Below are 15149 nucleotides of genomic sequence, written 5' to 3' on the forward strand. Positions count from 1 at the left end.
CCGCCCGCTTCAGTGCCGCAGCGGGCGGCGCGCCACTCAAGGCTGCAGCGCCAGGTAGCGCGCCACCAGCGCCACGCCGCTGCACAGCACCAGCCAGGTGACCAGCCGTACAAAGGCCTCGCGGGACAGGCGCAAGGTCAGGCGCCGGCCTATCCACAGCCCCAGCGCCATGGCCGGCAGCAGGCTCAGGGCGAGCAGCAGTATCTGCCAGTCGGCATAGAGCCCGGCCACGACGAACAGCCCCAGGCGCACCAGGGTGCTGCAGCCAATCAACGCACTCTGGGTCGCGCGGATCCGCTCCTTCTCAGGCAGACGGCCGCTGAGGTACAGCGCATAGAGGAACCCTCCACTGCCGAACAGCGCCCCGAAGGTGCCGCCGAAGACACCGAAGGGCACCACCCAGAGGGGCTTCATCGGTGCCTGCCGCACCGGCTGCAGAAACAGCGACCAGATGGCATAGGCACAAACGAACAGGCCGAACAGCAGCATCAACAGCTCGGCGTCCAGGTTCACCAGCCCGTAGGCGCCGATGGCGCAGCCCAGCGCCATGCAGGGCAACAGCCGGCGCAGCTCGCTCCCGGCCACCGCCTGGCGCGCCGTGAACCAGCTGCCGGCGGAGGCGACGAAATCCAGCAGCACCAGCAGCGGGATGATCCGCGCCATGGGCAGGCTGCTCACCAGCAGCGGCCCGGCCACCAACGCCGTGCCGAAGCCGGCGATGCCGAACACCACATAGGCCAGGGCGATGACCCCTGCGATGAGCAACCAGTCGGTCGGCGAAAACGACAGCAGGGCGAACAGGCTTTCGACACTCATGGAACGGCGCTCGACAGGGAAGTGCCGCCAATCTAGCGAGCGCGGCAGGCATCGGGCCAATACAATCCACCCCCTCGCCCCATCTCCAAAAGGCATCGCAGGAGCCCCCGTGATCTCATTACGACAACTGCGCTATTTCATCGAGATCGTCGAGAGCGGCAGCTTCAGCCGCGCGGCCGAACGCCTGTTCATCGCCCAGTCGGCCCTCAGCCGGCAGATGCGCGAACTGGAAACCCACCTCGCCACCCCGCTGCTGGAACGCGGCCCGCGCCAGGTCGAGCTGACCCCGGCGGGGCGCGCCTTCCACCCCCTGGCACTGCGCCTGCTGCAGGACCTGGAAGCCGCCGGCGAACTGGCCCGCCAGGTCGGCCAGGGCCAGCACGGCACCCTGCGCCTCAGCCACTCCAGCTCGGTGCCCCTGGGCGCGCCGCTGCAGGCGCCCCTGCGCACCTACCTGGAGCGGCACCCAGGGGTGAACCTGGAGATCGTCCAGCAATCCTCCGAGCAGCAACTGGCCGATCTGCAGGAAGGCCGCCTGGATGTGTGCCTGCTGCGCCTGCCGGTGCTGCGCCAGTACCCCGGCCTCGCCCTGCAGCCGCTGTACCGCGAACCGCTGCTGTTGGCCGTGGCCGCCGAGCACCCGCTGGCCGATGAGGCAGAGCCCATCCCCCTCGCCCGCCTGGCGGACGAACCCTTCGTTTCGGTGCCGCACATGCAGCGCGGCGGCCTCAGCTACCGTGCCGCTGAGCTCTGCCTGCGCCAGGGCTTCTTTCCCCGTGCGGCCCGTGCCGTCTCGCGCAAGACCAGCCAGCTGCAACTCATCGAAGCCGGGCTCGGCGTCGCCCTGGTGCCGGCCTCGATGCGCGCCATCGCGCCTGCCGGGGTGCGCTTCCTGGCACTGGCCGATGCCGACTGCGACAGCCAGGTCGCCCTGGCCTGGCGCCACGATGACACGCCCCTGAGCCAGGGCCTGGTGGAGCACTTCCGCCAGCAACTGGGCGCAGGCTGATTCCGTCGCCCCGCGGTTGACGCCCGCCGACTGGCGGTTAAGCTGCGCGCCCCTGATCCCTCGGAGCCCCGTGTGGAAACCCGTCAACTGATCATCGTCCCGCAGATTTCCACCGTGCCCGGCCACCATGCCCTGGCCGGCCGCATGCTGCGCTGGCTGGTGCGCCAGGGTGTGGTCGAGGCCTTCCCGAGCGCCTTCGCCCGGGGTGGCAACCGCATGATCCACGCCGTCGCACCCGGGGCGCGCCAGGTGGTCGAACATCCCGACCGGCTGCCGCTGGGCAAGCCCGGCGCCGGGTTGGAAATCGTCGACAAGCGCTGCATCTACACCCCCGCCCGTGGCTTCCTGCACGAGGCCGGCTGCCCGGAGTGCCGCCGCGAGGTCGGTGAGCCGCTGTTCGAAAGCCTGGAAGAGTGGTGGCCGGGCGAGACCGATAACTTCACCTGCCCCGAATGCGGTTTCGAAGACGACATCAACGGCTTCCTTTATCTGCAGGCCTGCGGCTTCTCCAATTTGGCGTTCGTCTTCAACGATTGGCTGGAAGCCGGCTTCAGCCGCGCCTTCCTCGCTGCCTTCGCCGACCGCCTGGGCTTCCCCGTGCGCCTGGTCGAGGTGCACGACTGAACGGCACGCATTGAGCGCGGGCCATCGCCGCCCGTATCATGCCGCTCATGTTCAAAGACCCCTTCCAACGGCTCGGCCTCGACCGCGAGGTGCTGACCGTCAGCCAGCTCAACCAGCGTGCCCGCCATCTGCTGGAGGACGTGTTCCCCCAGGTCTGGGTGGAAGGCGAAATCTCCAACCTGGCCAAGCCCGCGTCCGGCCACCTGTACTTCACCCTCAAGGACAGCCAGGCCCAGGTGCGCTGCGCGCTGTTCCGGCAGAACGCCGCCAAGGTGCGCCAGGCGCTACGCGACGGCCTGGCGGTGAAGGTGCGCGGCAAGGTCTCGTTGTTCGAAGGCCGTGGCGACTACCAGATGATCGCCGATGCCGTGGAGCCCGCCGGTGACGGTGCCCTGCGCCTGGCCTTCGAGGCCCTGAAGGACAAGCTCGCCGCCGAAGGCCTGTTCGACGCCGAATCCAAGCGCCCGCTGCCGGCCCACCCGCAGCGCATCGGCATCGTCAGTTCGCCCACCGGTGCGGTGATCCGCGACATCATCAGCGTGTTCCGCCGCCGCGCCCCACAGGTGGAACTGACCCTGGTGCCCACCGCCGTGCAGGGCCGCGAAGCCACCGCGCAGATCGTCCGAGCCATCGAACGGGCCGACGCCCAGGGCTTCGATGCGCTGATCCTGGCCCGTGGCGGCGGCTCGCTGGAAGATCTCTGGTGCTTCAACGAGGAAGCCGTGGCCCGCGCCGTGGCCGCCTGCCAGACGCCCATCGTCAGTGCCGTGGGCCATGAGACGGATGTGTCCATCGCCGACTTCGTCGCTGACGTCCGCGCGCCCACGCCATCCGCCGCCGCCGAACTCCTGGCCCCGGATTCCAGCAGCCTGCGCCAGCGCCTGGAGAGCCTGCAACGGCGCCTGGTGTTGCGCATGCAGCAACAGATCGCCCATCACCACCTGCGCGTCGACGGCCTGACCCGCCGCCTGCGCCACCCGGGCGAGCGCCTGCGCCAGCAGGCCCAGCGCCTCGACGACCTGGAGATGCGCCTGCAACGCGCCCTCGACCGCCAGCTGAGCAGCCGCCGGGAACGCTTCGCGCGCCTGGAGACACGCCTGGCCGCACAACACCCGGGCCGCGCCCTGAGCCTGCTGCGCCAGCGCCTGGACAGCCTCGCCGCGCGCCTTCCGCGCGCCATGCAGGAAGGCCTCAAGGAGCGCCGCCTGCAGCTGCAAAGCCAGGTGCAGACGCTCAATGTGGTCAGCCCGCTGGCCACCCTCGGCCGGGGCTACAGCATCCTGCTCGACGAACGCGGCCAGGCCATCCGCAACGCCGCCCAGACCCGTCCCGGCCAGCGCCTGAAGGCTCGCCTGGGCGAGGGCGAACTCGACGTGCGAGTCGAAGACAACCACCTGACCCCGGTCACCCTTTCCCTGCTGGATTGATAGATGCGCCTGCTGCTCGCCCTGCTTCTCGCCGTCACCCTCCCCGCCCAGGCCGAAGGCTTCATCAGCCGCCTGCTGAACAAACCGGTGCCCGGCGGCGTCGCCGTGGTGCAACTGGGCCAGGGCGCCACGGCACCGACGGCGCGCTTCCAGGACAAGCCCGTGCTGGTGGTAAAGGAAGAGGGCCGCGACTGGATCGCCATCGTCGGCATTCCCCTCGGCACCCAGGCTGGCACCCAACAGTTAAAGGTGAGCGATGGTCGCAGCCTGCCTTTCAGCGTCGGCAGCAAGCACTACAAGGAACAGCGCATCACCCTGAAGAACACCCGCCAGGTGAACCCGCTGCCCGAGGACCTCAAGCGCATCGACCGCGAACTGGCCGAGCAGACCCGTGCCTACCGCAGCTTCACCCCGGGCACGCCGAGCAACCTGCTGTTCGACAAGCCGGTGAACGGGCCGCTCTCCAGCCCCTTCGGCCTGCGCCGCTTCTTCAACGGCGAGGAGCGCAACCCGCACTCGGGCCTGGACTTCGCCGTGGGCACCGGTACGCCGATCAAGGCACCGGCGGCCGGCAAGGTGGTGCTCATCGGCGACTACTTCTTCAATGGCAAGACGGTGTTCGTCGACCACGGCCAGGGGCTGATCAGCATGTTCTGCCACATGTCGAAAGTGGACGTGAAACTCGGCCAGCAACTGCCGCGCGGCGGCGTGGTCGGCCGCGTCGGTGCCACCGGCCGGGCCACCGGGCCGCACATGCACTGGAACGTCAGCCTCAACGATGCGCGTGTCGACCCGGCCATCTTCATCGGCGCCTTCAAGCCCTGACCTCCGGCGCGGAATAGCCCGCCGCCGGCCACGCCATACAATTCCCCTTACAGACGTCGCCTGGGCCAAGCGGCGCATTTTTGCTAAGGTCCGCCAGCTCCGGAGGCCCGCCGCAACGGCCGGCCCGATCCCACCGCTGACATGGAGCCGCACATGCCCCACGAGCTGGCAACCTGGATGGACTGGCTGAAGGGCCACCCCGAACTCCTCACTCTCTGCGCCTCCACCCTGCTGGTACTGGGTGCCTGGGTGGCCAACTGGATGGTCAAGCGCATTCTCGTGCGCGGGCTCTATCGCGCCCTGAGCGCCACCGCCGTAGGCCGCAACACGCACCTGGGCGAGAACGGCATGATCAAGCGGCTGGCCAATATCGTGCCGGCACTGATCCTCTCCAGCGGCGTGGTCCTGATCCCCGGCCTGCCGGAAACCCTGGTCACTGTAGTGCGCAACGTCTGCGGCGCCTTCATCGTGCTGACCATCGCGCTGGCCCTGAGCGCCCTGCTCGACCTGATCAACACCCTCTACCAGCTGCGCAAGGACGCTCACCTGCACCCGATCAAGGGCTACCTGCAGGTGATCAAGATACTGGTGTTCGCCATCTGCGCGATCCTCATGGTCGCCACCCTGATCGACCGCTCGCCGCTGATCCTGCTCTCCGGCCTGGGTGCCATGGCAGCCGTGCTGATGTTGATATTCCAGGACACCCTGCTGTCCCTGGTGGCCAGCGTGCAGATCTCCTCCAACGATGTGATCCGCGTGGGCGACTGGATCGAGATGCCGCAGCTGAACGCCGACGGCGACGTGATCGACATCGCCCTGCACACGGTGAAGGTGCAGAACTGGGACAAGACCATCACCACCATCCCCACCAAGCGCTTCATCACCGACTCGTTCAAGAACTGGCGCGGCATGCAGGAATCCGGCGGCCGGCGCATCAAGCGCTCGATCTACCTGGACCAGAACAGCGTGCACTTCCTCGCCGCCGACGAGATCGCCCAGTTGCGCCGCTTCCGTCTGCTGGACCAGTACCTGAAGGCCAAGGAGAGCGAACTGCTGAGCTGGAACAGCCAGCTCGACGAGCCGCTGCGGGTACCGGTCAACAGCCGCCAGCTGACCAACCTGGGGACCTTCCGCGCCTACGTGGAGAACTACCTGCGCCACAACGACGACATCCGCAAGGACATGACCCTGCTGGTGCGCCAGTTGAACCCCACCGCCGACGGCCTGCCGCTGGAGCTGTATTGCTTCACCAACACCACGGCCTGGGCGCGCTACGAGGCCATCCAGTCGGACATCTTCGACCACCTGCTGGCGATCCTCCCGGAGTTCGGCTTGCGCGTGTTCCAGCACCCGAGCGGCGCCGACATGCGTGAGCTGCGGCTGCCCGCCCAGCAGCCACAAGCCCCGGCTCCCGCAGCTTTCGACCACTCGTCGGCCTGAACCGAAGCGGCATCAAGAAGCCAGTACGCCCGCCGATGCAGTGTCGATACCGGAATTTCCGGTAGTGCGAGCGAGAAACGGGATGCTGACGGTCAATACCAACATCGCCTCCTCGTTCACGCGTAGACAGTTGAGCAACACGGACAACGCACTGGGTAAGGCCATGCAGCGTCTGTCGACCGGCCAGCGCATCAACAGCGCCAAGGATGATGCCGCCGGTTTGCAGATCTCCAATGCCCTTACATCCCAGGTGCGTGGGCTCAACGTCGCCACGCGGAACGCGAATGACGGCATGTCGATGCTGCAGGTGGGAGAAGGCGCGCTGGAAAGCGTGACTACCGCCCTGCAGCGCATCCGTACGCTCGGCCTCCAGGCCATGAACGGCTCCAACACCGAGACCGATCGCGCCGCACTGAACCAGGAGGCGCAGAAGCTCCTGGAAGAGATCAACCGGGTCAACGAGACCACCACCTTCGGCGGCCGCAAGATCTTCAGCCAGGCCTCCGGCTCGCAATTGGGCAAGCTGGACGAGCGCGCGGTGCTCAACTCGCTCAAGGGCTTCTGGATCAGCGAGGGCGAGCAGCGCGTCTTCGACGCCTACGGGATCAAGGCCGACGGCGCCACGCTGAAGATCACCCTGAGCAACGACCCCTCCAGCACCACCCTCGCCTCGGTCGCCGGCTCGCCCGGTGCCGGGGGCAAGTACTACAACCAGGTGCTCGACGTGAACCTGGCCTACTTCGATGGGTCCAGCCTGCCCAACGGCGGCAACAACCCGGGCCAGTACACCGACCGCGTCCTGGCCCACGAGATGACCCACGCGGTGATGGGCCGGGCGATGAACTTCAACGCCCTGCCCGGCTGGTTCAAGGAGGGCACCGCGGAAGCCGTGCAAGGCGCCGACGAACGCCTGCGCAGTGACATCGCCGCCAGCAGCATCGGCGCGGTGGTCGGCGCCTTCGGCGGCATCGGCAACAGCGCCGGCTACTCCGCCTCCTACGCCGCGGTGCGCTACATGCACGCCGAGATCCAGGCCGCCGGCGGCAACGGCATCAAGGACGTGATGCAGTACCTGGCCGGCCACGCCAACTCCACCCTCGACGACGCCCTGGCCAACGCCAGCCGTGGCGCTTTCGCCAGTGCAGCCGACTTCGGCACCCAGTTCTCCGCCAACGGCGCCGCGTTCATCGCCGGGATGGACCTGACCAACGAGGACACCGGCGCCATCGGCGGCTTCGATGCCGACGGTGGCGATGTGCTCACCGCCGAAAACGTGCTGCCCAACCGCGGCACCGGTACGCCCGGCTCACTGGGCTTCACGCTGGAAGAGCCCAAGCTGTTCGACGCCAACGCCACCGGTAACGGCGTGCAGACCTCGCTGCAGGTGGGCGCCAATGCCTGGGAAACCATCGACGTCGGGCTCGCCTCCTTCAACACCGGGGCGATGGCGCTGAACAACGTCAACCTGATCAAGACCCCGGGCCTGGCAGTGATGGACATCGACGACGCCCTCGCCTATGTGGACCGCCAGCGGGCCTACATGGGCGCCATCCAGAACCGCCTGGACAACACCGTCGCCAACCTGCAGAACATCGCCGAGAACGCCAGCGCCAGCCGCTCGCGCATCACCGATGCGGACTTCGCCTCGGAGTCCGCCACCCTCGCCTCCCAGCAGATTCTCCGGCAGGCGGCGCAAAGCATGCTGGTGCAGGCCAACCAGATGCCCCAGGCCGTGCTCTCGCTCCTCGGCTGACGCGCAATTCTCGCTACGTTTGGCCTCCCTCCAAGCAAGAATCTCTCACCCCGCCGGACCTACCGCACGAAATCACCAATTTTCTGACAAGCCTTGCCATATTCAACCCGAGTGAATAGGGTTGTCGGCATGAAAACCGCTCACACCCTCATCCTCCTGCGTCAACACGCCTGCCTACGTCTGGTCAGCCCACGACTGCGTAGCTGAATCGCGACGCCCTGCTCCACCCCGCATTTCATTTGGCCGGCCGCCGTCATCAGGCCCATCAGAACAAGGATTTCCCCATGAGCATGCTCAACGACCCGTCTCGCAAGTACCGCGCCTTCCCCGCCATCAACCTGCCCGACCGCACCTGGCCGTCGAAGACCATCACCGACGTGCCGATCTGGTGCAGCTCCGACCTGCGCGACGGCAACCAGTCGCTGATCGAGCCGATGGACGCGCAAAAGAAGATGCGTTTCTTCAAGACCCTGGTGCAGGTGGGCCTGAAGGAAATCGAGGTGGCCTTCCCCTCCGCCTCGCAGACCGACTTCGACTTCGTCCGCGAGCTGATCGAGAACGGCCACATCCCGGATGACGTCACCATCCAGGTGCTGACCCAGGCCCGCGAAGACCTGATCACCCGCACCTTCGAATCCCTCAAGGGTGCGAAGAAGGCCATCGTCCACGTCTACAACGCCACCGCGCCGTCCTTCCGCCGCATCGTCTTCAACCAGGACCGCCAGGGCGTGATCGACATCGCCACCGGCGCTGCCCGCCTGATCAAGCAACTGGCCGCCAAGCAGCCGGAAACCCAGTGGACCTTCCAGTACTCGCCGGAAATCTTCAGCTCCACCGAACAGGACTTCTCCCTGGAAGTGTGCAACGCGGTGATCGACGTCTGGGAGCCGACCCCGACCAACAAGATCATCCTCAACCTGCCGGCCACCGTGGAATGCGCCACGCCGAACGTCTACGCCGACCAGATCGAGTGGTTCGGCCGCCACATCAACAAGCGTGACAGCGTGATCATCAGCCTGCACACCCACAACGACCGTGGCACCGGCGTAGCCGCCACCGAGCTGGGCCTGATGGCCGGCGCCGACCGCGTCGAAGGCTGCCTGTTCGGCAACGGCGAGCGCACCGGCAACGTCGACCTGGTGACCCTGGCGCTGAACATGTACACCCAGGGCCTGCACCCGCAGCTGGACTTCTCCGACATCGACGCCGTGCGCAAGGTGGTCGAGGAGTGTAACCAGCTGCCGGTCCACCCGCGTCACCCCTATGTGGGCGACCTGGTGCACACCGCCTTCTCCGGCTCCCACCAGGACGCCATCCGCAAGGGCTTCGCCCAGCAGAAGGAAGACGGTGTCTGGGAAGTGCCCTACCTGCCGATCGACCCGGCCGACATCGGCCGCAGCTACGAGGCGGTGATCCGCGTCAACAGCCAGTCGGGCAAGGGCGGCATCACCTTCCTGCTGGAGCAGGAATACGGCATCAGCCTGCCGCGTCGCATGCAGATCGAATTCAGCCAGGTGGTGCAACGCGAGACCGACCGCCTGGGCCTGGAGATGACCGCCGAACAGATCTACAAGCTGCTCGACAGCGAGTACCTGCAGGCCACCACGCCCTACACCCTGAAGGGCCACCGCCTGCAGGAAGAGAACGGCACCAGCGCCGTGGACATCGAAGTGCAGATCAAGGGCGAGACCCAGCACCTGCGCGGCATGGGCAAGGGCCCGCTGGAAGCCCTGGTGGCCAGCCTGCCGGTGAAGGTGGAGATCATGGACTACTCCGAGCACGCCATCGGTGGCGGCGCCAACGCCAAGGCCGCAGCCTATATCGAACTGCGCCTCGACGGTGGCCGCGCGCTGCACGGCATCGGCATCGACGAGAACATCACCACCGCCAGCTTCCGTGCCCTGTTCAGCGCCCTCAACCGTGCCCTGAGCCAGACCGAAGCCGAAGCCGCCTGACACCCGGCCAGTAAATGAAAACCCCGCCAATCGGCGGGGTTTTGTTTTTCCGGGGATAACCCGGCGTGCAGCTCTAACCCTGTTGCTGCCAGTGGCAACGGCCCCAGGCGCACATCGCTTCCAGCACCGGCTGCAGGCTGGCGCCGTGCTCGGTAAGGCGGTACTCCACACGCGGCGGCACCTCGGCGAACACCGTGCGCGACAGCACGCCGTCATGCTCCAGCTCGCGCAGCTGCTGGGTCAGCATCTTTTCGGTGATGCCCGGCACCCGGCGCTTGAGTTCGGAGAAGCGCAGCGCCTCCTTCATCAGGTGGTACACCAGCAGCGACTTCCACTTGCCGCCGATCACATCCAGCGTCACCTCCACCGGCGTGTTGTAGACCTTGTCGCCCGAAACCAGACGCTTGGATTCGGTGGTGATCGGCTCGTGTTCGCTCATATTGCTTACCCACTAGTAAGTGACTCCCGGAATCGTACGTACTTGTCAGCAAGATTGCCACCTGCATAATCGACCGCCACATTCATGCCGAATGCAGCCGATGGAGATCGAACCGATGACCACACGCAACCTGTTCCAGCCCACCCGACTGGGCAGCCTCCAGCTCCCCAACGCGGTGGTGATGGCGCCCCTCACCCGCCAGCGCAGCCTGCAACCCGGCAACATCCCCAGCGAACTCAATGCCACCTACTACGCCCAGCGCGCCGGTGCCGGCCTGATCATCAGCGAGGCCACCCAGGTCTGCCCCGAAGGCCAGGGCTACGCCTGGACCCCGGGCATCCACAGCACCGAACAGGTCGAGGGCTGGAAGAAGGTCACCCGCGCCGTGCACGACAAGGGCGGCCGCATCGTCCTGCAGCTCTGGCACGTGGGGCGTATCTCCCACCCGCTGCTGCAGCCGGGCGGCGTCGATCCCGTCGCCCCCTCCGCCATCCAGGCCAAGGCTGATTGCTATGTGCAGGAAGCCGACGGCAGCCACCATCGCGAGCCCACCGCCAAGCCCCGCGCCCTGGAGATCGACGAACTCCCCGGCGTGGTCGCCGCCTACGCCCAGGGCACGGCCAACGCCCTGCGCGCCGGTTTCGACGGCGTGGAGGTGCACGCCGCCAACGGCTACCTGCTGGACCAGTTCCTCTGCTCCGGCAGCAACCAGCGCACCGACGCCTACGGCGGCTCGGCTGCCAACCGCGCGCGCCTGGTGCTGCAGGTGATCGACGCCGTGATCGCCACCACCGGCGACAGCGGCCGCGTGGGCGTGCGCATTTCCCCCATGGGCACCTTCGGCGACATCAGCGACGCCAACCCGCGCGAAACCTTCGGCTACCTGGTGGAGCAACTGAACAGCCGCAACCTCGCCTACCTGCACATCAACAAGCCGGACTGGCTGGGCGGCACCTTCGAGGGCTTCGACGACCTGCTGCGTGAACTGCGCGACCGCTACCAGGGCAAGATCATCCTCGCCGGTGGCCTGGACAGCGCCAGCGCCGAAGCAGCCCTGAGCAGCGGCCTGGCCGACGCCGTGGCCTTCGGCCGCCCCTACATCGCCAACCCCGACCTGGTGGAGCGCCTGCGCCAGGACGCGCCCCTCAACCAACCGGACGCCAACACCTTCTACGGTGGCGCCGAAGCCGGTTACACCGACTACCCGACCCTGGGTTGAACGGGGACTGAAACAAAAACGCCGGGCAATGCCCGGCGTTTTTCATGGCAACGGCTCAGACGAGCCCGAACAGCAGAAGGACCGGCACCATGGCGACGATGAACCCCAGCATGAACAGCAGGCCGATGCCCACGCTTCGCCACAGCGAGAAGAACGCGCCATTGGCGATCTTGTGCTGGTTCACTTGCGTGCCGAACAACTGCCGGGCATAGGCATTCATCGCAGTCACCTGGACCACGCCGAACACGATGGCGGGCACGTTCTCCGGCAGCAGGGCGCCGGCGACGATGATCGCGATGAAGAAACCGATGGAGACGGCCCAGAGCTTCCCGGTCTCGCCACCCCGCCCCATCGCCTTGAGATTGGCGGCGATGACATAGGCCCCCGCCAGCGGCGTGCCGAAGAAGGTGGCGATGCCGATGCCGGGGATGCTGTAGAGGCGCAGGTGCTCGGTGCCGGTGGTCGGCGTCAGCAGCTCGGCGGCGGGGGTCTGGAAGGGGTTTTCGGCTTCCGTGCTCATATCGGGCTCCTTGGGGTAATGCAGAAGAAGGACGCAGGAGCGCCATGATACGGAGCCGCCCGGCATCGGGCGACCCCGGATGAAGGGGCGGCCAGCATCAGCCGGCCGCCCCGTCCATCAGTTGCAGGCGCCCTCGTCGCGCCACACCTTGCCGCTGCCTGCACCACCGGTGAATGCCGGGTTGCCGGGCTCGTTACCCTTGGTCCACCAGCCCGCGGTGTAGAAGCGGCCCTTGTGGCTCACCCTGTCCTTGGCCACGTAGGTGCTTTGGGGGTTCCACGGGCCCTGGCAACCGACTGGGGTTTCCACCTTGTCGGCGATGACCTTGACCGAGTGATCCTGCGTCACCGTCTGCTTGCCGTTGCTCAAGCTGAGGGTGACCCGGTAGGTGACGTCCTGGGCCGCTTTCGGGGCCATGAACTTCAACAGGGCGCCCGCAGCCTGGAAGTCGACGCGAGGCGTCACGCTCCATGCATAGTTCAGGGGCAGGCCGGCCGGGTCGCTGGAGGCCGTGGCATTGAGGTAGACGGTTTCGCCGGACTTGGCCTCAGTGGCTCCGCCAATGATGGCCACAGGCGGCTTGACCGATTCCACCGGCGGCTCGACCGGGTCTACTGGCGGCTCGCTCGGCTGCCCACCCGCGCCCTGGCAAGGCCCCAGGTCACGCCAGACCTTGCCGGCGCCATCCACACCCGTGGTAGAGGCCTGGCCCGGCTCGGCACCGGAGGTCCACCAGCGGGCCTGGTACTGGCGCCCCTTCCACTGCACCACATCGTTGCCGACGTAGGTGGCGGTCTTCTTCCATTCCGGCTTGCAGTTGCCCACCGTCGCCTTGGCCTTGACCAGCACCTCATGGGTGCGGGTAGTGCTCTGCTTGCCGTTGCTCAGGGTCAGGGTGAAGCGGTAGCGGGTGTCTTCCTGCAGCTCCGGCGCGGTGAAGCTGATGCGTGCACCGTCGAAACTGAAATCGAGCCTGGGCGTCGACTCCCAGGCGAAGCTCAGGGCCAGCCCCTGTGGGTCGCTGGAGGCGGAAGCATCCAGGACGATCCGGTCACCGGCATTGGCTTCGGTCTTGCCGCTGATCTGCGCCACGGGTGGCTTGCTGGCTTCCATGGGTTTGAGCGCTGTGGCCTTGGCCTGGTTGTCGCCACTGAACTGGCCGTCGGCGAGCAAGGTCCAGCCGCCGTTGGGGCTGTCGCCGCCGTACACCTGGTAGCCCTTGATCATGCCGCTCTGGCCCGCGTCCTGACGGGGCAGGTAGTGCAATTGGGAGAAGCGGCTGTCCGTGCCCAGGTCGATGACGATCTGGTGGGGATAACGGGCACCGGCGGCGGAGCTCCAGTAGGACGCCGGGTTGCCGTCGATGGCATGGGCCGCGGGCGCAGAACCGGCAATGGCACTGCTGGTGGAGTGGACCTTCCAGCTGTCACGGGGCAGCTGCTTGCCCTGGGCATCCACCAGCAACAGTTCGGCGACGCTGGCGTTGTCCTTGCCGTCCTGGGAAGAGGTGGCCACCAGTTTCAGGTAGCGGCCCTGGGCCGTGTCTTGGGTGACACCGAAGGCCTGGCCTTCGAGCACCAGGTCACGGATGGCCTTGATATCCGACTCGATCGCCAGGTACCAGCGCCCGGGCTGAGGGTCGTTCACCCCCAGGGCCACGCTGTACTGCATGATCGAACGGTAATCGAAGCTGGAATTGCTGGGGTGCGCACCACGCTTGAGCAGCAGCCGGACCTGGCCGGCTCTCTCCGAGCCCTCGCCATCCAGCACGCTGAATACCAGGCGCTGGGTGCCTTCGGGCACATCGACCGGGTAATAACGCGTTTCACGCGGAGCCAGGCTCACTCTCTGCTCGAGAATCGAGGTTGCCTGCTCCCCCTCGAGCGGCACCACCGATGGGCTATAGGCCGACATCCGCGCCGCGTTCTCACGCCAGACACGGGCCATGTTGGCGGTGCGGGCATCCCCGAGCGGCACACCCTGGTTGTCCTTGATGTCCGGGTTGGAGTAGTAGCCCACGTGGTTACCGCAGAGGATGGTGCCGACCCGGCCGTTGTTGTAGCCGAACCGATGGCTGCTGCCGTCCGAGCAATGGTTGCCACCGATGTTGTGAGCCAGCTCGTGACGGAAGGTGGTCGACGAGTTGATGTAGTTGATCGAGTAGCGGCCGGGAAGGTAGCCCCAGCCCACGGCGGTATCCACGCCCGGGGTGCCCATGATGAAGCTGGCGACCACGTCCGGGCTGTACTGGCGCATACCCTGGGCATAGACGCGGCTCACCTGGCTCAGAGTCCCGGTGGTGATCGGGTAGTCCTCGGCCACCACCTGGGTGCCCACCAGGCGCAGGCGCACGCCCTGGACCTGGGATTGCTTCAGCGCGCGGTTGACCGAGGCCACCTGGACCAGCGCATAGGCTTCGTGGTCCCCCACCCAGTTGGCCGCCTTCTGCGAGAACCCCGCCAGCAGGTCGATCACGGTTTCACCCTGGGCGTTGCGATGGGCCTGGAAGCTGCGCTGGCCGCTTTGCGACTCCAGCTGCCCCGCCACGTCGTTCTCGTCACCGGCCACGTAGTCGATGCTGCCCGGGGTGTGGGACGGTGCGGCGTCGAAGCGGATCAGCGATTGCTCGCCATCGGCGGTGCCGCGAATGATCGCGTTGGCATCGGGCAGCAGCGCGATGAAGCTGCCGTCGGGGCGGGCCGCCAGGGTCATTTCACCGGGTGCCTGCATGGAGCGGGCGCGGCCTTCCAGTTGCCCGGTCATCACCTGCAGGTCCTTGAAGCTGTCGCCTGGCAGCACGGTCAGGCTGCGGATGCGCATCCCGGTTTCCTGCAGCAACAGCTCGGTTCCCGCTTCGGCGGTGCTGCGCAGCGAGGTACCGGCGGCCGGAGCCTGGAGGTTGATGAAGTGACCAGGGGTCACCCGCTCATGGACGGGTGCGACGCTGGCCGCAGCCTGCTCATCCTGTGCAACAACGGGGGAAGACAACGGCAGCAGCACGGCCAGGCTGAGGTGGGTGCCCCAGCGTCGGGTGGCTCGGGTCAGTGCATTCAATCGGAAGCTCGGCATAACCAGTCCTTCAATACCCAGCGCAGCCGTCAGCCTGACGAACAGCGGCCATC

General features: G+C 66.9%; 12 protein-coding genes. 8 read left to right on the plus strand and 4 right to left on the minus strand.

The genetic code is table 11. The features are described from left to right. Positions 1-36: 36 nt before the first annotated feature. On the minus strand, positions 37-816 hold the full coding sequence (locus PI990_RS25775; RefSeq protein ID WP_271658886.1) for a sulfite exporter TauE/SafE family protein: 780 nt from the start codon (positions 814-816) through the stop codon (positions 37-39). Between the two features lie 109 nt (positions 817-925). On the opposite strand from PI990_RS25775, the gene PI990_RS25780 reads away from it, so the two are divergent. From PI990_RS25780 to leuA, 7 genes are all read left to right on the plus strand, one after another. After that, a complete protein-coding gene (locus PI990_RS25780; protein WP_271658887.1) occupies positions 926-1825 on the plus strand; it encodes a LysR family transcriptional regulator in 900 nt (299 codons plus the stop codon). A 72-nt stretch (positions 1826-1897) separates the two neighbouring features. Next, positions 1898-2449 carry a sugar ABC transporter ATPase gene (locus PI990_RS25785; protein WP_271658888.1) on the plus strand — a complete coding sequence of 184 codons (552 nt, stop codon included), beginning with the start codon at positions 1898-1900 and terminating at the stop codon, positions 2447-2449. Between the two features lie 47 nt (positions 2450-2496). Continuing rightward, positions 2497-3876 (plus strand): exodeoxyribonuclease VII large subunit, encoded by a 1380-nt coding sequence (gene xseA, locus PI990_RS25790; RefSeq protein ID WP_271658889.1) that lies wholly within the window; start codon positions 2497-2499, stop codon positions 3874-3876. A gap of 3 nt (positions 3877-3879) precedes the next feature. Beyond that, positions 3880-4701, plus strand: coding sequence for a peptidoglycan DD-metalloendopeptidase family protein (locus PI990_RS25795; RefSeq protein ID WP_271658890.1), 822 nt, complete (start codon positions 3880-3882; stop codon positions 4699-4701). Positions 4702-4854: 153 nt separating this feature from the next. Next, entirely contained in the window at positions 4855-6141 is a 1287-nt protein-coding gene (locus PI990_RS25800) for a mechanosensitive ion channel family protein (RefSeq protein WP_271658891.1), read from the plus strand. An 82-nt stretch (positions 6142-6223) separates the two neighbouring features. Further along, positions 6224-7894, plus strand: a complete 1671-nt coding sequence (locus PI990_RS25805; protein ID WP_271658892.1) for a flagellinolysin — start codon at positions 6224-6226, stop codon at positions 7892-7894. 284 nt (positions 7895-8178) lie between these two features. Further along, complete coding sequence (gene leuA / locus PI990_RS25810; RefSeq protein ID WP_271658893.1) at positions 8179-9849, plus strand: 2-isopropylmalate synthase; 1671 nt, start codon at positions 8179-8181, stop codon at positions 9847-9849. A gap of 73 nt (positions 9850-9922) precedes the next feature. On the opposite strand, the gene PI990_RS25815 is transcribed toward leuA, so the two are convergent. Next, entirely contained in the window at positions 9923-10288 is a 366-nt protein-coding gene (locus PI990_RS25815) for a winged helix-turn-helix transcriptional regulator (RefSeq protein WP_021220824.1), read from the minus strand. A gap of 115 nt (positions 10289-10403) precedes the next feature. Here PI990_RS25815 and PI990_RS25820 point away from each other — a divergent pair, with 115 nt between their 5' ends. Then, positions 10404-11507, plus strand: coding sequence for an alkene reductase (locus PI990_RS25820; protein ID WP_271658894.1), 1104 nt, complete (start codon positions 10404-10406; stop codon positions 11505-11507). Positions 11508-11562: 55 nt separating this feature from the next. On the opposite strand, the gene PI990_RS25825 is transcribed toward PI990_RS25820, so the two are convergent. Then, entirely contained in the window at positions 11563-12027 is a 465-nt protein-coding gene (locus PI990_RS25825) for a hypothetical protein (protein WP_271658895.1), read from the minus strand. 117 nt (positions 12028-12144) lie between these two features. Further along, entirely contained in the window at positions 12145-15096 is a 2952-nt protein-coding gene (locus PI990_RS25830) for a discoidin domain-containing protein (protein ID WP_271658896.1), read from the minus strand. Positions 15097-15149: the final 53 nt, after the last annotated feature.

The sequence above is a fragment of the Pseudomonas sp. TUM22785 genome (assembly GCF_028198105.1).
Classification (GTDB): Bacteria; Pseudomonadota; Gammaproteobacteria; order Pseudomonadales; family Pseudomonadaceae; genus Metapseudomonas; species Metapseudomonas solani.